This window comes from Natrialba hulunbeirensis JCM 10989 (assembly GCF_000337575.1).
In the GTDB taxonomy this organism is placed as follows: domain Archaea; phylum Halobacteriota; class Halobacteria; order Halobacteriales; family Natrialbaceae; genus Natrialba; species Natrialba hulunbeirensis.
In genome coordinates this window covers 1-17,097 of the sequence record NZ_AOIM01000017.1, presented here as the reverse complement: position 1 = coordinate 17,097, position 17,097 = coordinate 1, and the positions used below count along the sequence as shown (strand labels likewise).

General features: G+C 63.7%; 20 protein-coding genes. 16 read left to right on the top strand and 4 right to left on the bottom strand.

Annotation, left to right across the window (positions count from 1 at the left end; all coding sequences use genetic code 11):
• Positions 1 to 22 precede the first annotated feature (22 nt).
• Genes C483_RS06900 through C483_RS06885 form a run of 4 tightly spaced genes read left to right on the top strand, consistent with a single transcriptional unit; the run spans position 23 to position 4,404 of the window.
• A complete protein-coding gene (locus C483_RS06900; protein WP_006652639.1) occupies positions 23 to 1,003 on the top strand; it encodes an ABC transporter permease in 981 nt (326 codons plus the stop codon).
• On the top strand, positions 1,000 to 1,944 hold the full coding sequence (locus C483_RS06895) for an ABC transporter permease (protein WP_006652638.1): 945 nt from the start codon (positions 1,000 to 1,002) through the stop codon (positions 1,942 to 1,944). Before C483_RS06900 ends, C483_RS06895 begins: the two co-directional genes overlap by 4 nt.
• Positions 1,944 to 3,029, top strand: coding sequence for an ABC transporter ATP-binding protein (locus C483_RS06890; protein ID WP_006652637.1), 1,086 nt, complete (start codon positions 1,944 to 1,946; stop codon positions 3,027 to 3,029). Before C483_RS06895 ends, C483_RS06890 begins: the two co-directional genes overlap by 1 nt.
• Positions 3,022 to 4,404 carry an ABC transporter ATP-binding protein gene (locus C483_RS06885; RefSeq protein ID WP_006652636.1) on the top strand — a complete coding sequence of 461 codons (1,383 nt, stop codon included), beginning with the start codon at positions 3,022 to 3,024 and terminating at the stop codon, positions 4,402 to 4,404. Before C483_RS06890 ends, C483_RS06885 begins: the two co-directional genes overlap by 8 nt.
• A gap of 78 nt (positions 4,405 to 4,482) precedes the next feature.
• On the opposite strand, the gene C483_RS06880 is transcribed toward C483_RS06885, so the two are convergent.
• Positions 4,483 to 6,327: a Rieske (2Fe-2S) protein gene (locus tag C483_RS06880; protein ID WP_006652635.1), complete on the bottom strand. Its 1,845-nt coding sequence runs from the start codon at positions 6,325 to 6,327 to the stop codon at positions 4,483 to 4,485.
• A 149-nt stretch (positions 6,328 to 6,476) separates the two neighbouring features.
• Between C483_RS06880 and C483_RS06875 the strand changes: the two genes are divergently transcribed.
• Together C483_RS06875 and C483_RS06870 are read left to right on the top strand one after the other, a co-directional pair.
• A complete protein-coding gene (locus C483_RS06875; RefSeq protein ID WP_049912484.1) occupies positions 6,477 to 6,656 on the top strand; it encodes a hypothetical protein in 180 nt (59 codons plus the stop codon).
• Positions 6,657 to 6,732: 76 nt separating this feature from the next.
• The gene (locus tag C483_RS06870) at positions 6,733 to 7,137 is read left to right on the top strand and encodes a nuclear transport factor 2 family protein (RefSeq protein ID WP_006652634.1); all 405 of its coding nucleotides are present in this window, start codon (positions 6,733 to 6,735) and stop codon (positions 7,135 to 7,137) included.
• A gap of 9 nt (positions 7,138 to 7,146) precedes the next feature.
• Here the strand turns inward: C483_RS06870 and C483_RS06865 are convergent, their stop codons facing one another.
• Positions 7,147 to 7,395, bottom strand: a complete 249-nt coding sequence (locus tag C483_RS06865) for a hypothetical protein (protein ID WP_006652633.1) — start codon at positions 7,393 to 7,395, stop codon at positions 7,147 to 7,149.
• Positions 7,396 to 7,454: 59 nt separating this feature from the next.
• On the opposite strand from C483_RS06865, the gene C483_RS20385 reads away from it, so the two are divergent.
• A complete protein-coding gene (locus tag C483_RS20385) occupies positions 7,455 to 7,598 on the top strand; it encodes a hypothetical protein (RefSeq protein WP_006652632.1) in 144 nt (47 codons plus the stop codon).
• 155 nt (positions 7,599 to 7,753) lie between these two features.
• Entirely contained in the window at positions 7,754 to 8,281 is a 528-nt protein-coding gene (locus tag C483_RS06860) for a hypothetical protein (RefSeq protein ID WP_006652631.1), read from the top strand.
• A 118-nt stretch (positions 8,282 to 8,399) separates the two neighbouring features.
• Here the strand turns inward: C483_RS06860 and C483_RS06855 are convergent, their stop codons facing one another.
• Positions 8,400 to 9,605 (bottom strand): MBL fold metallo-hydrolase, encoded by a 1,206-nt coding sequence (locus tag C483_RS06855; RefSeq protein ID WP_006652630.1) that lies wholly within the window; start codon positions 9,603 to 9,605, stop codon positions 8,400 to 8,402.
• Between the two features lie 133 nt (positions 9,606 to 9,738).
• Between C483_RS06855 and C483_RS06850 the strand changes: the two genes are divergently transcribed.
• Positions 9,739 to 10,017, top strand: coding sequence for a hypothetical protein (locus tag C483_RS06850; protein WP_006652629.1), 279 nt, complete (start codon positions 9,739 to 9,741; stop codon positions 10,015 to 10,017).
• Between the two features lie 69 nt (positions 10,018 to 10,086).
• A complete protein-coding gene (locus C483_RS06845) occupies positions 10,087 to 11,622 on the top strand; it encodes a stage II sporulation protein M (protein ID WP_006652628.1) in 1,536 nt (511 codons plus the stop codon).
• Here the strand turns inward: C483_RS06845 and C483_RS06840 are convergent.
• Complete coding sequence (locus tag C483_RS06840; RefSeq protein WP_006652627.1) at positions 11,614 to 11,832, bottom strand: hypothetical protein; 219 nt, start codon at positions 11,830 to 11,832, stop codon at positions 11,614 to 11,616. The two genes, C483_RS06845 and C483_RS06840, sit on opposite strands and share 9 nt — an antisense overlap.
• Before the next feature lie 130 nt (positions 11,833 to 11,962).
• Here C483_RS06840 and C483_RS06835 point away from each other — a divergent pair, with 130 nt between their 5' ends.
• The 6 genes from C483_RS06835 to argS all read left to right on the top strand — a co-directional run.
• The gene (locus C483_RS06835) at positions 11,963 to 12,922 is read left to right on the top strand and encodes a succinylglutamate desuccinylase/aspartoacylase family protein (protein WP_006652626.1); all 960 of its coding nucleotides are present in this window, start codon (positions 11,963 to 11,965) and stop codon (positions 12,920 to 12,922) included.
• 70 nt (positions 12,923 to 12,992) lie between these two features.
• Positions 12,993 to 14,108, top strand: a complete 1,116-nt coding sequence (locus C483_RS06830) for a pyridoxal-phosphate dependent enzyme (RefSeq protein ID WP_006652625.1) — start codon at positions 12,993 to 12,995, stop codon at positions 14,106 to 14,108.
• A gap of 25 nt (positions 14,109 to 14,133) precedes the next feature.
• A complete protein-coding gene (locus C483_RS06825) occupies positions 14,134 to 14,730 on the top strand; it encodes an NUDIX domain-containing protein (RefSeq protein ID WP_006652624.1) in 597 nt (198 codons plus the stop codon).
• A gap of 26 nt (positions 14,731 to 14,756) precedes the next feature.
• Positions 14,757 to 15,467, top strand: a complete 711-nt coding sequence (gene udk, locus C483_RS06820; RefSeq protein WP_049912488.1) for a uridine kinase — start codon at positions 14,757 to 14,759, stop codon at positions 15,465 to 15,467.
• Between the two features lie 273 nt (positions 15,468 to 15,740).
• Entirely contained in the window at positions 15,741 to 15,935 is a 195-nt protein-coding gene (locus C483_RS06815) for a cold-shock protein (RefSeq protein WP_004268146.1), read from the top strand.
• 355 nt (positions 15,936 to 16,290) lie between these two features.
• Positions 16,291 to 17,097 (top strand): arginine--tRNA ligase domain-containing protein (gene argS / locus C483_RS06810; RefSeq protein WP_006652622.1); only part of this gene is annotated, 807 nt, incomplete at its 3' end.

Genomic DNA, 17,097 nt, shown 5'->3' with positions numbered 1-17,097 from the left:
GCGACACTGGGTGTGGTGACCGATGGGACTGAGAGCCTACGTCGTGAGACGATGTCTCCAGCTCGTCGTCACGTTCTGGGCGTTCTTTACGCTCCTGTTCGTTCTCTTTCGGATGATGCCGGGCGATCCGACGTCGATGTTCATCATGGACGGCATGACGCCCGAACAGCGCGAACAGCGGATCGCAGAGCTCGGCTTAAACGAACCCCTCCACGTACAGTACATCGAATACGTTCGCCAGCTGCTGACCGGCGACTTCGGCCAGTCGTTCATTTATAACGATCCGGTGACCAGTATCATCGCCGTCCGGTTCATGAACACGATCGTTCTGATGGCGACGGCGCTCATCTTCGCCTACATCATCGGCATCACGTTCGGTGCCCTCATGGGCTGGTGGCGCGACTCGCGATTCGAACGCGGCGGCATCGTCGTGACGCTCGTCGCCCGCTCCTCGCCGGAGTTCTGGGTCGGCATCGTCTTGCTGTCCGTGTTCGTCTTCTGGCTCGGCTGGTTCCCCTCGAGTGGGATGCGCACGACGGGTGGTGAGCTCGGCGGCGGCTTCGTCGCCCGATACGGCTCGCTCGACTTCCTGCGTCACCTGTTCCTGCCGGCGCTGACCGGCGCGATTGCCTATCTGGCGACGCCGACGCTGCTCATGCGCTCGACGATGCTCGACGTCCTGAACGCCGACTTCATCGAGATCAAGAAGGCAGAGGGGCTGCCAGAGCGGACGGTGCTGTACAAGCACGCCGCTCGCAACTCGATCCTGCCGATCGTGACGGTTGCAGCGATCGCGACCGGCACTGCGATGGGTGGCTCGGTCGTCATCGAGACCGTCTTCAACTGGCCCGGAATGGGTCGTGAGATGGTGAGTGCGGTAAACAACAACGACTATCCGCTGGCGATGGCGGCGTTCTTCCTCATGGGATCGGTCGTGATCATCATGAACTTCGTCGCTGACCTCGCCTACGTCTACCTCGATCCGAGGGTGGAGTACGAATGAGCACCGAACAACCGTCACCGACCGACAGCACGACGACCAGCGCCGGCGAGCGACTTGCATCTCTCCGACAGCGATTCGAGGTATTCGAAGGCGACCGGCTCGGTCAGATCGGGCTGGCGATCCTCGCGCTGTTCATCTTCATCGGGATCTTCGCTCGGCCGTACACGATCGAACTCTTCGACTTCACGTTCTCGACACCCGGACTCGCACCGTACGATCCAGGTGAGCGCGCAGTCGGCGACCGACTCGAGTCCCCCTCGGCAGCGCACCCGCTCGGAACGACTGACATGGGCCGGGACGTGCTCTCCCAGCTTATTGCAGGGACGCGCGTGACGTTGATCGTCGGCAGTCTCGCGGCGTTCATGGCCGTCTTTATCGGCACGAACGTCGGCCTCATCAGCGCCTACTTCGGCGGCTGGGTCGACGACGTGCTGATGCGGATCACCGACATCGTCTACGGTGTGCCGTTCCTGCCGTTCGCGATCGTTCTCGTGGCGATCCTGGGCAGCAGTATCGTCAACATCATTGCGGCGATCGTGTTGATTCTGTGGCGTTCGACAGCGCGGGTGATCCGAGCGCAGGTGTTGAGCCACAAGCAACGGCCGTACGTCGAGAGTGCACAGGCCATCGGTGCCGGCCACGTGCGGATCATGTACCGCCACATCCTGCCGAACGTGTTGCCGCTGACGTTCCTGTACGCGGCGTTCGCAGTTGCGTGGGCAGTGATCGCCGAGGCCAGCCTCTCGTTCCTCGGCTTCGGTGACCCGAACATGCTCTCGTGGGGTGAGATGATCTACAACGTCTACACCGCGAACGCGATCCGCGAGGCGTGGTGGTGGGTCTTCCCACCGGGCATCTGCATCATGCTGTTCGTGATGTCGGTGTTCTTCATCGGCCGCACGCTCGAGAAAGAGGTCAACCCTGAACTCAACCACCAATAATGACGCTACTCGATATTGACGGACTGAAGACGTACTACGGTTCCGACGACGGCTGGGTTCGTGCGACGGACGACGCCTCGCTGTCGATCGAGCGCGGCGAGACCGTCGGTCTGGTCGGCGAGAGTGGGAGCGGAAAGACGACACTCGCGAAGTCGATCATCCGGCTGCTGCCCGACAATGCTGAAATTGTCGACGGCTCGATCGAGTTCGACGGAACCGAGATTACCGAACTCTCCGATAGGGAGCTCAGACGCCAGATCCGCTGGTCGGAAATCTCGATGATTCCGCAGAACGCGATGAACGGCTTCGATCCCGTCTACACCGTCGGCGACCAGATCGTCGAAGTGATCAGACACCACGAGGACGACACCTCGAAGGCAGAAGCCCGCGAGCGCGGTCGCGAACTGTTCGACGACCTCGGGATCGATCCTGACCGCATCGACGACTATCCCCACCAGTTCTCCGGCGGGATGGCCCAGCGTGCGATGATCGCGCTTGCACTCGCGCTCTCGCCGTCGCTCGTGCTCGCAGACGAGCCGACGACGGCGCTCGACGTGGTCATTCAGGACCGTATCCTGGAGACGATCAAAGAGATGCAGGAGGAACTGAACAGCGCGATGATCATGATCACCCACGACATGTCGGTCGTCAGCGAAACCTGCGACCGCATCGCCGTGGTCTACGGCGGCCGAATCGTCGAACTCGCGGACGCCGAGACGATCATCACGAACCCGCGCCACCCCTACACGCTCGGACTGCGAAACGCGTTCCCCGACATTAGCGACGACGACCAGGAGCTCATCTCCATCCCCGGCACGCCGCCGGAACTGGTCGACCCCGGCGAGGGCTGTCGCTTTGCACCCCGCTGTCCGTTCGCCGAGGAGGAGTGCTGGGAGGTAACGCCCCAGCCCGAGTCCTACGGCGACGGCCACCAGGTCGAGTGCCACCGCGCCGACGAAATCGAGCACCTGCAGGCGGAAGCCGGCAAGAAAGAAACCTGGCGCGAGCAAGACCTCGGCGAACGCAAACCGGTCGAGACAGCCGACGAACAGGCTGCGGAAGCGGAGGTGGAACTCGATGACTGATCCGAACACGGTTGGATTCGACTCCGAGTCCGACGCCACTGCGACCGACTCCGAATCGACCGACGCAGGCACAGTCGACGAACGCGACGAAGCGTACAAGCTCCGCATCGAAGGGCTCGAGAAGCACTTCCCGGTCAACACGGGGCTCGTCTCGCGTATTCTGCACGGAGAGAGCAACGACGCGGTCAAGGCCGTCGACGGCGTCTCGCTCGGCGTTCGCGAGGGCGAGGCGTTCGGTCTCGCCGGCGAGTCCGGCTGTGGAAAGACGACGCTTGGCAAGAGCGCGATCAGACTCCTCGAGCCGACGGGCGGTGAGATCCACTTCGACGGGAAGGAGATCACCGACGTCGGCGGCGCTGAACTCAACGAGTTCCGCCGCGAGGCGCAGATCATCCACCAGGACCCATACAAGTCGCTCAACCCACGATTCACGGTCTACGAGTGGGTCAAAGAGCCCCTCGATGTGCACGACGTCGGCACCAGCGAGGAGCGCGACGCGCGCGTCTACGAGACCATCGAACAGGCCGGACTCCGGCCGGCCGAGGCCTACGCCGACGAGTACCCGAGCGAGCTCTCGGGCGGCGAACGCCAGCGCGTCGGGATCGCTCGCGCGCTTGCACTCGAGCCGTCGTTCCTGCTGGCCGACGAGCCGGCGAGTATGCTCGACGTTTCGATTCGGGCGAGCATCCTCGACCTGTTCAAGGAGCTCCAGACGGAACTCGGGCTGACGGCGGTCTACATCAGTCACGACCTCTCCCTGCTCAAGCACATGTGCGACCGGATCGGGATTATGTATCTGGGCGAACTGGTCGAAGTCGGCCCAGCAGACCAGATCATCAACGATCCGAAGCACCCCTACACGCAGGCGCTGGTCTCCTCGGTCCCGCGGATCGACCCGACCGAAGAGCGCGAGCGGATCGAACTCGTCGGTGAGGTACCGGACCCCGTCGACGTGCCGAGCGGCTGTCGGTTCCACCCGCGCTGTCCGAAACTTGTCCAGCCCGAGGGCTACGACATGGACCAGGATCATTGGCGCGCGGTCGCGAACTTCCGCCAGGACCTGCTCCGTGACGATCTCACGCTCACGAGCGAGGAAGCGGAAGAGACACCTGCTGCGATTCGCGAGTCCTACGACATTCCGTCCACACTCGCCGATTCGGAGGCCGAACGCGTCCTCTCGGACGTACTCACGACGGCGACCGAAGGTGGCCGCGAACAGGCTCGCGACCGAATCGAGTCCGAGTTCGCCTCGCCCTGTGAACGCGGCGAGATCACGACGTATCAGGTGACACCGGAACAGACGGCGAAGTGTGTCCGGTACGACGACGCCGAGCGGTACGGTCCGGAGGGCGGCGGCACGATCCAGGGCGACTGAGGAGTTGCGCCTGGGTCTTGTCCCTGCACGCGGCGTTCGACTTCGATCTATTTTGTCGGTGCGCTGGTTCCGCTGTTCTCAGTTCGAGTCCCCAGCCTCGTGAATCGCTTCGCCCCGATTGAGCCGCGCAGCGATGGTGAACGTCTGTTCGGCCTCCCGGCGCGTCGGGAAGTGCGCCGCCAGATAGCGAGCCGTCGCGATGAGCGGCACGCGCTGGCGCTGCTCGCGCGCGTCGCCATCTCCCACCTGACCTGCCGACGAGTCGGCCGCGAGTTCGGCCTGCCGGAACGCCGCCTCGACGTTCTGGAGCGTGTGGAACCCGGCGTCCTCGCGCAGCAACCCGTGGCCGAGCGTTCGCCGCAAGTCAGCGGTATCGCCGCCGCAGTCGAAGAACTCGGAGACCAGTCGACCCGCTTCGTTCACCTCGCCCTCAGCGTCGAACGTCTCGAGTACCGCCTGGCGAACGGCGTCCGGATCGCGGCCGGTGTCGTTCTCGCCGGGGGCCGGAATCGGTGCAGGCGGTGTATTCAGGAACCGGTCGAGATAGACCGAGAGCGCGCCGTCGAAGACGCCGCGGTAGGTCTCGACGGCGTCCGTCCGGCGCGCGAACTGGTGGACCGCGTTCGCGTAGCTGAACGTGTGGTGGACGGTATTCCAGTCGCTGAACTCGTTCGCGGTCCCGAACTGGGCGACGCGCGTCGCAGCGGCGTGAGCGACCTCGCCCGCGAGGTCCTCGGTCGTCGCTCCCTGTCGAATCGCCTCGGCGAGTGCGTCGACGATGGCTTCGGGATCGTCGCCGAGAAGGGTTTCCTGGAGGTCTGTGGGTGGTGTCCACGGCTCGTCGGTATCCGTCTTCCCTCCCGCAGCAGCAAGGGACTCGAGTCCACTCGTTTCTGTGACGCTCCCACCGTAGGTGTCCTCGAGGAGCGCAACGAGATCGATCGGCTGTCGCCACGAGGAGCGCTCGTCGCTGCGGGCGGCGGTGACGAGCGGTTCGACGAGTGCCGCGAGCGTCGTTTCGGCGTGCTCCCAGTCGGTGCGCTCGAGGCTCTCGAAGGCCTTGTTCGCGAAATCGAGAACGTGCCCGTTCGAGAGGTAGGGGTGATCGGTCGCGCCGGCGACGACGAGTTCAGCGATCTCGGCCGCCGAGTAGTCCGCGGCGACGGCGGTTCGTAGACAGCGTTCCGCGCCGTCGGCATCTCGAACCTCGACGCAGTCGCGGAACCAGGACTTTAGCCGGCTGAAGGTGACCTCCGTCGTGTCGAAGGCGGGCTGGTCGAAACTCGGTGGCTCGCCCGCACAGTCGTCCGCGACGTGGCGAACGCCGGTGTACAGCGCCCGCTTTCGGTCCTCGGGCTCGACATCGTCCAACAAGTTCGTCATACAGCCGAGGATCGTGAGTCCCGACCCCCAGCCCGACTCCCGATACTGGGTTCCGAACGCGAGCGTCGTTCCGATCGGTTCCTCGGGTTCGACGCCCGCATCCAGCAGCCCGATTGCGGACTTCGCTGCGACCAGTCGCAGGTTCTCCTCGAGTCCGGTCTCGAGTCGGGTCGCCCAGTGCTCGGCGGGTGGCAGGTCTCGCTCTGGATTCGGGTTTACGTAGACCGTCCCGTCTCGGATCTCGACGGGATACGTCTGGACGTCGTCAGCCCAGGGGTCGAAGGTGTCGCCACAGGAGAGTTCGAACCGCGCGTGGTGCCAGTGGCAGGTGAGAATGCCGTCGTCGACGGTGCCCTCGACCAGTGGGAACCCCATGTGCGGACAGCGGTTGTTCACGGCCCTGACCTCGCCGTCGTGGGCGAAGATCGCCAGCGGCGTGCCGTCGATGCTCATCAGTTCGCGCCCGGCCTTCTCGAGTGCCTCGAGTGAGACGGCCGGACTGAACTCGGTGTCTGAGTGGTCTTCGTCAGCAGTTGCCATAGCGGACGTGTCGACGGGGGAGTGTGTAAGTGTTCGCTGAACACCATTTTGGTAGGCGGTCTGATAGTTCGACACTCGATCGCGTTGCGATGCTGCACACCTGTTGCTCCGAACACCTATCGTCTCAGGCATCGAACACCACACCAGCCATGGGTCGCTGGTCGCTCGGCTACACCGTTGCCCTCCTCGTCGGACTCGGATTCGTTCTCTTCGGAACCGGCGTTCTGGACAGCACTGCGCAGGGACTCGCCTGGTTGCTCGTCACCGTTGTGGCGGTCTGCTTCTGGCTCCTCGAGCAGTTTCTGCAGGGGGATTCAGACACCTCCTGACGGCCAGTGAAATCCGCCCCACCACCCCGCTCCGCAGGCGCGCACCCTTTTCACACTCCAGCCAGAATAGCCCGCTATGGACGCCACCGGCCTCGTTCGACGCTACTACGACGCGCTCGACGCCCACGACTACGACGCCCTCGAGACGGTGCTCGCCCCGGCGTTCACCCAGCGCCGCCCCGACCGCACCTTCGACGGTCGCGCGGCGTTCATCGAGTTCATGCGGGAAGAGCGACCGAACCCGGAGACGACGCACGAACTCGAGTTGGTCCTCGCAGATCACGACGCGCGCGAGCACGAAAGTGAGTTGGAGTCGGAGGCGGACTCGAACTTGAGTGCCGACGAGTTCACGGCCCCGGTCACGGTCGCGGCTCGCGGACGAGTGTGCGACGAGTCCGGCGAGTTGTTCGAGTTCGCGGATTTCTTCACGGTTGACCGCGAGCAAGGGCGACTGGTGCGTCTGGAGACGTACTCTCGCTAGGGCGTTCGTTCAGGCGAACACGGCTCTAAACGCACGCTCGGCACCAAGCCCGAGCGCGATGACGCCGGTAGACCCGAGGAGAAAGAGGCCGGTGACCTGGCCGGCCTCGACGGCCGTAACGTCTGACGCGAGCAAGAGGAGCGCGGTGATCACCGCGCCCATAAAGACGAGTGGCAGCGCGAACCAGCGCAACGCGGGATGCTCGTCGAGGAACAGCCGGACCCGGTGGATGCGGTCGGACCACGTCTGGGAGATCATGTCGTTTCAGACGACCCTGTGGTACAAAAATTTTAGTTCGCGGACATGCTGTCTCCACCATGGTAACGGAACTCGTCTTCAGTTATACGACGCTCGCCGCGCTGGTGTTTCTCGTCGCCGTCGGACTCGCGTCCTATATCGGGGCGAGCGCTGCGATCACACGCCACCTCGACTCGCGCGACTCGAGTATCGGTGAGTCGTAGCGTTGAACTATTGTCCAGAGTCCGCTGGTCCGCGCTATAGCACCCCCATAGCGATTTGAAACCAGCTCAGTGTGATTCGATACCGACAGAGGACACATTACTACAACTGAAATAGCAAAAGAGCTATGTGATCCACGGGCGGTTACAATATGTCTATGAATAGACGAGCGGTCCTCGCGTCCTGCGCGGTCGTCCCGACTGTTGCAGGGTGTCTTGATTCTCTCCCGTTCACAGGTGACGCCGACCCGGTCGCGGCACCGGCAGCGATCGTTCTGGGTAATCGCAGTGACGATGCAGTCGATCTGCAGGTGGTCGTAACAGAAGACGGAACGGAGGTCTACAACGAAGTGCATACCGTCGAACGGCTCCAGACAGGGGAGGAGACCGATCACGGCTATCCCGCAGCCGGCTCCGTTCATCTCGTTGCGGACTGGCTGGGTGATTTTGCCGAGTACACGTTCAAATTCACTGCCCCAGAACACGGACTTGAACGTTCACTAGATACCGAGACGGCAATCGGTGACGGTGAAACCGCGTATTCTGATGCGTACGACGGGGACTGCTATTATGTTCTTGCGGAGATTGGCCACAACGGTGGCTCTCTCACCGGCGACTTTCGGGAGTACGACCACGACATGGCCTTTTCAGACGAGGTTCGCCAGGACATCAGTGCGTGTGCCTGAACCCTCTGAAACCATCTGAAACTGTCTGAAATCGCCTGCATCCGTTCTCCCACTGACTCTCCTTCGAAGCCGGTTGCAGACCGTTCGCTTTGGGTTCCATAACGGTGGGACACCACCCTCACGCCGAACAGTTGTTCGGCCCCATCTCGAGTTCGACTCGCTCCTCGGGCGGCAGGTCCAGTTCTCCACGGTTGCGGTCGATGATCTCCTCGTAGTTCGCTGGCTTCTCGCCGGCGTCGGCCATGCGCTCGACGAACGCCTCCTCGTCCAGATCGAGTAGGTCGATCCCGGTCCGCGCCGCACGGACAGTGGTCATAATCGGCTCGCCAGGGGAGCCGTGCTCGAACTCGCCCTCCTCGGTGACGGTCACGTGACCCGGCAGGACCGCGAGGCGCTCGGGTTCCGCCAGGATCGTTCGGTGGAGCGTCTCGTAGAGCATCCGCGCGCCCTTCTCACCCTCTCTCACGGTTTCACCGTTCGAATCCTCCGAAGCGTGCTGCGCCTTGCTATCTTCGTTGAACTCGAGTTCGGTCCGTCCCGTCGAGTCGACGTGCAGCGTGTCGGCGGTCAGGAGTGCAGCGGCGTCGACGAGGAGGGTGAGCATCTCGCTGGTGTGGCCGGGTGTGGCGAGTGCCTTGATCTCGAGGGAGCCGACCTCGAGGACCTCGTTTCGCTCGAGCGCCGTGAACTCGACCTCGACGCCGCGCTCTTCGGCACGCGCGCCGAGGTAGTAGGGGACGTCGAGGCTGTCTGCGAGGTCCCGGCCGCCCGAGATGTGGTCGGCGTGGACGTGCGTGTCGATGATGCCGACGATGGAGAGGCCGGCGTCGCCGGCCGCGATTTCGAACTCGTCGATGTCGGCGGTGGGATCGACGACGACGGCCTCGTTAGTCTCAACGCAGCCGACGAGGTAGCCGAGACAGCCCTTCGCGCGGCGCTGGAGTTGCACGACCGTAAGGCCGTCCGCTTCAATCTCGTCGCTCAGATCGACGTAGTCGTAGACGCCGCTCCAGCCTTCCATTCCGCCGTCGACCGTCTGCACCTCGTACTCGTCCGTAGCGGACTCGAGTTGGGTCGCGAGATTCCCCGACGAGATTCCCTTTCCACAGATGGTGATTACGCGCTCAGCGTCGCCGACTGTTTCTTTGAACGACTCGAGTTGGCCGTTCTCGTCGAGTTCCTCCTCTGGGCCGAACGGGAAGTTGAGCGCACCGGGCACGCGCCAGGCCTCGTAGCTATCTTCGGGGCGGGTATCGACGAGCGCGAACGATTCGCCCGCGTCTTGCAGTTCCGCGAGACGCTCGGCGGAGAGTGTGGTGACCATAGCGGTGGTAAGCGGAGTAGTCCTGTAAACCTCGCCGTGGCAGACGCTCGCCGCTGATTCGGCGACTGTTGCGTTGCGTGAAACTCACGGGATGTCACAATCACTACGTACGGTGGCTCCAAATCGGCCCACAATGGCATCCATCCAGTCCATCACGAAGGGCCTCCTCGCGAGCGTTATCGGAATCCTCGTCATCGGTCTGATCGCAACCGTCGTCTTCGCGGTCACAATGTTCGTCATTTCGACCGGAGCTAGCCTCGCCGGCTACGAGCCAAGCGCCGATTACGTCGTTCTCGCGGCCGCGCTCATCGTCGTCGCTGTTATCCTCACGGGCGGGTTCCCCCCGCGGCTCTCCGGCAACCGCGACGACACCGAGTCCGAGGACGGGTTCGAGGACCGCACGTTCAACTGATTGTCGGACACGCTGTTCGGTTCCGACAGGTTCACTTAACTGATACTGGTCCGAAAGCCGCCCATAGCGATGTCACTGTCCGACTCCGTCACCGCCGTCGTCGCAGCGCTCCGGCGTCGCCCAGGGGATCTGCTTCCCGTGTACTTCCTCGGGGCCGCACTCCCCGCGATCATCCGAGTCGTACCCATGATCGCCGCGCTGATCGGGATTCTGTATCTCAGCCTCAGCGGTCGACTCGAGTCCATCATCTCGTTCGCCCAGGAAACCGACCCGGGAGCCATGCCCGGGCCTGAGGCCAGCGAGGAAGCCGTCGAACAGTGGGTCAGTCAGTTCGAACCGCTCATCGAGTTGCTGCTCACGCCGACGACTGTCCTCCTGATTTTCGGATCGATCATCCTCACGGTCGTCCTCGCGTTCGTCCTTTACGCGGTCACGACGGCAGCACAGCTCAGTGCCTGCTACGGTCGCACTCGCAACGACCGCGGGATGATTGCTGCCCTCGCAGGCGCTCGTCGCTACTGGCTGCGCCTGCTCGGGCTGGTGCTGCTCGAACTCGTCCTCTGGATTGGCATCCTCGGTGCGGCCACCGTCGGTCTCGTCGCCACCGTTGGCACAGTTTCGGCGCTCACCGGCACGTCGGTCGTCGCCGTCCCCGCCGTGCTCCTCGCGCTCCTCGTCGTCGCCGTCCTCTTGGCCGCAGTCCGCGCGCTGTTCGCGTTCGCACCGGTCGCCGTCGTCGCCGACGACACGGGCGTGCTGGGGTCGCTCTCGAGTACCGCCGGCTTCATCCGCGCCCGGCCAGTCGACGCAGTGTTCTACTACGCGCTCTCGATTGGGTCGTTCCTCGTCGTCGGGGTTCTCTCGAGTATCCTGTTGCTCGTCGAGGTCGTCGCGTTCACGTCGCTCGTGACGATGATCGTCCTCCTGCCGGCGCTCGACCTGCTGAAAATGGCGCTGTACGTCAACTACCGTGGCCGACTCGAGCCGCCCGAGATGCCCGACCACTCCCTCTGGACCCAGTTCCGCGGCGGCGTCGGCCGTGGCTGGCGCGAGATGGTGGCCTACGTCCGCGACACCCCGCTGCTCCACGCGGGAGTCGTCGTTCTCGCGGTCGCCAGCTTCTGGATCGGCTGGCGCGCTGGCGCGCCGCTGGTCGACGCCGGCATTGAGACCTCGATCGCGGCCCGACTCGAGGGCCACATCGCGCCGGCGGCCGCACTCGAGTTCTTCGGGAACAACTGGCTGGTCGCGATTACGACGGCGTTCAGCGGCCTCGCACTCGTGATCCCGGCGATCGTTTCGCTGGTGTTCAACGGCGTCTACATGGGGGTTATCGCCCGCACAGAGGCCGAACTGATGGAACTCGTGGCCTTCGTCGTTCCCCACGGAATCTTCGAGATTCCGGCGATCTTCATCGCGACCGCAGTCGGGGTCACGCTGGGACTCACCGGCTGGCGGGCGTTCCGCGGGCGGACCACGCGGGTCGCGTTTGCGGACGAACTCGAGCGGGCGTTCTGGGTACTCGTGGGTGTCGGACTCCTGCTTCTGGTCGCGGGTATCATCGAGGGGTTCGTGAGTCCATACTACTACGACCTGCTACTCTAGTTTCGCAGCGATTTCCTCGACGGCGATTACGAGTCGGTAGAACAGATAGATGACGAAGAGCGTGAGCGCGAACGAGGCGATGCTCACCACCCACTGCATCCCGCCGGTTCGCGACGCCAGTATCAGATACACGAAGAGGACTGCCAGGATTCCGACGAGTATCGGTCCTGCCAGCTCAAGACGATCACTCAATTCCTGTCCAGAACCCATTGGTATACGAACAGTAGGTGCTGTATAATTATGTTTCGCCATCCAACCGCCGCTCCGTCTCTCACTCGACTCACCCAGACAGTCGACATCAAAGGACAGTATAAAGACCGGCCGGTCCGTCGACTGGGACATGACGACGACGCTCGGAACGGCGAGTGCAGGGCCCGGAGAGATCGATACGGGCCGTCTCGAGGTCGGCGAGACCCGGGATGGGAGCCCGATCGGTCTACCGGTCGCCGTCATCAACGGCGCACACTCGGGGAAGACGCTGTACATGCAGGCGGTAAGCGACGGCGACGAACTCAACGGCGTCGGCGTGGTACAACGGGTCGTCCCACAACTCGATCCCGCGGAGATTTCGGGAACGATCCTGATCGTCGGCATCGTTAACTATCACGCGTTTCAGGTCGCAGAGCATCGGAACCCGATCGACGACACGAAGATGAACCGGGCCTACCCCGGCAACGGGAACGGGACCTCCAGCGAACGCATCGCCGCCACCACCTTCGAGGTGGCCTCACGCGCTGATCTCGTGCTCGACCTCCACCAGGGCTCGACCAGCCGTATGCTGAACGAGGTCCGCGTTCGCTGTGGCAAGCGCCACCGCCTCCACCAGGACTGTCTGGAACTCGCGAAAGCCTTCGGCTGTGGCTACGTCCTCGACCAGAAGGGCCCCGACGGCCAGCTCGCTCGTGCCGCCCCCGACGAGGGGATTCCGACCATCGACCCCGAACTCGGCGGCTGCGTCGGCTGGGACGAGACCAGCATCCGGAAGGGCGTCGAGGGGGTCTTCAACGTGCTCACCCATTACGACTTTCTCGAGGGGACGGTCGAACTCGAGCGCCAGACTCGCGCCAACGGCTTCGACCAGTACGGCTCGCCGAACGGCGGCCTCGTCAGCTTCGCAAAGGACCTGGGTGACCGCGTCGTCCGCGGCGACACGCTCTTCGAGGTGACGACCCCATTCGGCGAGACCAAGGCGACCGTCACCGCCGACAACGAGGGCATCCTCTGGCGCACCCGCCGACTCCCACAGGTCGCGACCGGTGAGTACGTCTGCTCGGTCGGCACCGATATCGATTCCTACTAATTACTCGCGTCGGCAACAGCTACTCACACTCGCTACTGTCCATCCAACCCACTTACCCCACCTACCGCACATGACATCCACCCTCATCTGTCCCGCGTGCGAAACCACGTACGACGCCGGTCCCGACGAACCGTGGCGCTGCCACTGTGGCCGCGCACTCGAGTTCAGCGAGCGTCCCCACCCCGAAGGCGACCCGCTTCCGCTCTCCCAACTCGACACGAGCGACGGGCTCTGGACCTTTTTCGAGTTCCTCCCGATCGAACCCCACGTCACCTTCCACGAGGGGTTCACTCCACTGGTCGACGACGACGAGTGGGACGCACAGTTCAAACTCGAGTACGTCTTTCCAACGGGGTCGTTCAAGGACCGCGGCGCGACGACGACGCTCTCGCGGGCGGTCGAACTCGGTGTCGACCGGATTATCGAGGACTCCTCGGGGAATGCGGGGGCGGCTATCGCAACGTACGCGGCTCGCGCCGGCCTCGAGGCGGATATCTACGTGCCGGCGGACGTCAAGCAGTCGAAGCTGATGACGATCCAGCGCGCCGACGCCCGCCCGGTCCGGATCGAGGGGAGCAGACAGGACGTGACCGACGCCTGTATCGAGGCGGTCGAATCGGGCGACGGCTGGTACGCGAGCCACGCCTGGAACCCCGCGTTCTACGCGGGGACGATGACGTTCGCGTTCGAAGTCGCAGCCCAGCGAGGTTGGACCGTCCCCGACGCGGTCGTCCTTCCGGTCGGCCACGGAACGCTCTTACTCGGCGCCTACCGCGGCTTCTCGCTGTTGAACGAGGCCGGTATCGTCGACGAGATGCCACGCCTGCTCGGCGCGCAGGCGGCTGGCCACGCCCCCATCGTCGAGGCTGTGGGCGGCGATCCGACGGGCGGTGCGGACGACGATGCTGCCGGCGAAACCAACATCGCCGACGGCATCCAGATCGAACTCCCTGCGCGGCAGAATCAGCTTATCGAGGCCATCAGCGAGACCGACGGCGACGCCATCGCGCTCGGCGACGATCCGATCGAGGCCGCGCTCGACCGCCTCCATCGAAACGGCTTCTACGTCGAACCGACGAGCGCCGTCGCCCCCGCGGCCCTCCAGCAGTACCGCGAGGACGGCACGCTCGCCGAAGACGACGACGTGGTCGTCCCGCTCACCGGCAGCGGACTGAAAACGCTTTGAACCCCCATCCCCGATGACCGCGTAGATGGTCAGTCGACCGCCGGCGTTTTGTCCCCAGTGTGGCGATGCACTCGAGACGACCACGATCGAGGACCGTGAGCGAAAGTACTGTCCCGACTGCGAGCGCGTCGTCTGGCACAACCCCGTCCCCTGTGCGACCGTCGCGGTCGTCGACACCGCCGAATCGGCGGTGCTCTGCGTCGAACGCGGGGTCCCGCCCGGTGTCGGCGAGTGGACGCTTCCCGGCGGCCACATGGAGATTGGTGAGTCCCCTGAGGCTGCCGCGGCGCGGGAACTCGCCGAGGAGACCGGACTCGAGGTCGACCCCTCGGCGCTCGAGATTCTCGATGCGGTCTCGCTCCCGCCACGAAACGGCAAGCACGTGATGACGACGTACTACGTGGTCGAGCGCGCGGCGGCCACCGGCGACGTAACTGCGGGAAGCGACGCGACCGACGCGGCGTTCTGGTCGCCCAGCGAGTTCGACGCGGCAGCGGAAACGTTCCGCCCGGTTCACGAGGAGCGCTTTCGCGCTGCGGCGGCCGTTTTTGATCAGTCGACGACCCGCACTCGGACCGCCGAACTGCCGACACAGGGCAGTCAGTCCGAATCACGGGATTAATGACCAACACGGACCAGCAACGGACGATGAGTATCCCCTCGTTCGCTATTGGTATCGCCGGTGGTACGGGTGCCGGCAAGACCACCGTCGCCCGAACGGTCGCCGACACCGTCGGCGAAGCCGTCACCCGCATTCCGATCGACAACTACTACGAGGACCTCTCGCATCTCGACCGCGCGGAGCGCGCGGACGTCAACTACGACCACCCGGACGCCTTCGAGTGGGATCTCCTCCGAGAGCACCTCGAGTCGTTGCTCATGGGCCAGCCCATCGAGATGCCTCAGTACGACTTCGAGCGCCACACCCGCACCGACGACTCCGTCCGCGTCGAGCCGACCGACGTGATCGTTCTCGAGGGGATCCTCGCGCTGCACGACGACGAAATTCGTGAGCTGCTCGACCTGCGAGTGTACGTCATGACCGACGCGGACGTGCGCATCCTCCGGCGCATCGAACGCGACGTGGTCGAACGCGGACGGGAACTCGAGGGCGTCATCGATCAGTACCTCGAGACGGTGAAACCGATGCACGAGCGCTTCGTCGAACCCACGAAGAAGGACGCCGACGTGATAATTCCGGAGGGAGCGAACCGGATGGCGGTCGACCTGCTCGTCGAGAAGGTGCAGGCCGAACTCGGCGGTGAGCACGGCGACGCAGTGGACACACCACGGGAACGCGCCCGTGCAGAACGCGACGAACTCGAGTCCACCGTTTCGCCGCTGGACCCAACCGAGTAATCACGTTGCCGACCCGCCGGCCGATCGGGTGCTGATTTCGCGCATTTTGCGGCTGATATTGTTTGCAGAGCGGTGCAGTCGTAGTGAGCAAACCGATGGTACGTCAGAAGTCAGGCCACGTTCTGCTGGAACAGCGACAATGACTCGAATAGCACCACAGATAGACAAGCATTCCCCAAATACGGGATGGTGTGGACATTCGTATACTGGGTTCTCAAATCTAAAAACGAATACGGAAGGTTTACCCGTGTGCCGGGGATTTGTTTAGTCGTAATGGCAAACGGTACTGTTGATTTCTTCAACGACACAGGCGGCTACGGTTTCATCGAGACAGAGGATGCTGACGACGACGTGTTCTTCCACATGGAAGACGTTGGCGGCGAGGATCTGACGGAAGGGACCGAAATCGAATTCGACATTGAACAGGCCCCAAAGGGTCCCCGCGCAACGAACGTCGTTCGCGCATAAGTACGTTTAACGTACGACTTCACGACGTCGTCTTCCGACGATAGCGTGTAAGTTTACTTTTCCCAACACACTACACCACTGCAGAGATACGTCTCCGTGTAGACAGGGGCGCTACGCTGACACAGTGCTTACACTCTCGTTCTCGCTCTCACTCCCAATTACGGTACTCCCTACCACGGCACCCCCAGCTACAGTACCCCAACCACAGCACTCCAGCTACAGCACTGCCCCAACCACGGCACCCCCAGCTACAGCAACCCCACCTACGGCGCTCCAACTACAGCACTCCCAACCGCAGCACCCGCCAGCAACGAAACCCGACATTCCTTTACTTGCGCCCTGAATACGGGCGGGTATGTTCCTTGCCCTACGCGAAGAGGTCGAGGGTGCACTCGAGTCCGCACTCGCTGCACTCGAGTACCCCACGGACGACCTCGGGATCGAAGAACCGCCGGAAGACGTCGAGAGCGTGCTCGCATCGAGCGTGGCGTTCCGACTCGCCGGCGAGGCGGGGGCGGCCCCACCGCAGGTCGCGGGCCAGCTCGCCGAGGAAATCGACGCGGATGAACTGACCTACGTCGCAGCGGTGCAGACACAGGGACCGTATCTGAACTTCCTGCCGAGTGACGCCTATCTCGCGACGACACTCGAGACCGCGACCGAGGCAGACTACGGCCACCTCGACGACCGCGAGGAGTCCGTCGTCGTCGAGCACACGAGCGCGAACCCGACCGGGCCGGTCCACGTCGGCCGCGCGCGCAACCCGATCATCGGTGACGCGGTCGCGAACTTGCTCGACGCCGCGGGCTACGACGTGGAGCGCCACTACTACGTTAACGACGCGGGTCGCCAGATCGCGACGTTCACCTGGGCCTACGAGACCTTTGACGAGGAGGATCTCGAGGACGAACCCGAGCGCGACCGCATCGAGTACGATCTGGTGCGCTACTACCGCAAGGGCAATGCGTTCCTCGAGGATGGTCCCGAGGACGAGGTCGAAGACGCCGAAGCGGAAATCGAGGCCATCATGCAGGGACTCGAGGAGGGCGACGAGGAGGCCTACGACCGCGTCAGCGAGGTCGTCGATCAAGTTCTGGGCGGGATGACGGAGTGTCTGGCCCGTTTGCCCCTGTCTCTTATACACATCTCTGATGGCGCGAGG

Coding starts and splice junctions, on each gene's coding strand:
- C483_RS06900 (WP_006652639.1), top strand. CDS start 23: ATGGGACTGAGAGCCTACGTCGTGAGACGATGTCTCCAGCTCGTCGTC.
- C483_RS06895 (WP_006652638.1), top strand. CDS start 1,000: ATGAGCACCGAACAACCGTCACCGACCGACAGCACGACGACCAGCGCC.
- C483_RS06890 (WP_006652637.1), top strand. CDS start 1,944: ATGACGCTACTCGATATTGACGGACTGAAGACGTACTACGGTTCCGAC.
- C483_RS06885 (WP_006652636.1), top strand. CDS start 3,022: ATGACTGATCCGAACACGGTTGGATTCGACTCCGAGTCCGACGCCACT.
- C483_RS06880 (WP_006652635.1), bottom strand. CDS start 6,327: ATGGCAACTGCTGACGAAGACCACTCAGACACCGAGTTCAGTCCGGCC.
- C483_RS06875 (WP_049912484.1), top strand. CDS start 6,477: ATGGGTCGCTGGTCGCTCGGCTACACCGTTGCCCTCCTCGTCGGACTC.
- C483_RS06870 (WP_006652634.1), top strand. CDS start 6,733: ATGGACGCCACCGGCCTCGTTCGACGCTACTACGACGCGCTCGACGCC.
- C483_RS06865 (WP_006652633.1), bottom strand. CDS start 7,395: ATGATCTCCCAGACGTGGTCCGACCGCATCCACCGGGTCCGGCTGTTC.
- C483_RS20385 (WP_006652632.1), top strand. CDS start 7,455: ATGGTAACGGAACTCGTCTTCAGTTATACGACGCTCGCCGCGCTGGTG.
- C483_RS06860 (WP_006652631.1), top strand. CDS start 7,754: ATGAATAGACGAGCGGTCCTCGCGTCCTGCGCGGTCGTCCCGACTGTT.
- C483_RS06855 (WP_006652630.1), bottom strand. CDS start 9,605: ATGGTCACCACACTCTCCGCCGAGCGTCTCGCGGAACTGCAAGACGCG.
- C483_RS06850 (WP_006652629.1), top strand. CDS start 9,739: ATGGCATCCATCCAGTCCATCACGAAGGGCCTCCTCGCGAGCGTTATC.
- C483_RS06845 (WP_006652628.1), top strand. CDS start 10,087: ATGTCACTGTCCGACTCCGTCACCGCCGTCGTCGCAGCGCTCCGGCGT.
- C483_RS06840 (WP_006652627.1), bottom strand. CDS start 11,832: ATGGGTTCTGGACAGGAATTGAGTGATCGTCTTGAGCTGGCAGGACCG.
- C483_RS06835 (WP_006652626.1), top strand. CDS start 11,963: ATGACGACGACGCTCGGAACGGCGAGTGCAGGGCCCGGAGAGATCGAT.
- C483_RS06830 (WP_006652625.1), top strand. CDS start 12,993: ATGACATCCACCCTCATCTGTCCCGCGTGCGAAACCACGTACGACGCC.
- C483_RS06825 (WP_006652624.1), top strand. CDS start 14,134: ATGGTCAGTCGACCGCCGGCGTTTTGTCCCCAGTGTGGCGATGCACTC.
- udk (WP_049912488.1), top strand. CDS start 14,757: ATGAGTATCCCCTCGTTCGCTATTGGTATCGCCGGTGGTACGGGTGCC.
- C483_RS06815 (WP_004268146.1), top strand. CDS start 15,741: ATGGCAAACGGTACTGTTGATTTCTTCAACGACACAGGCGGCTACGGT.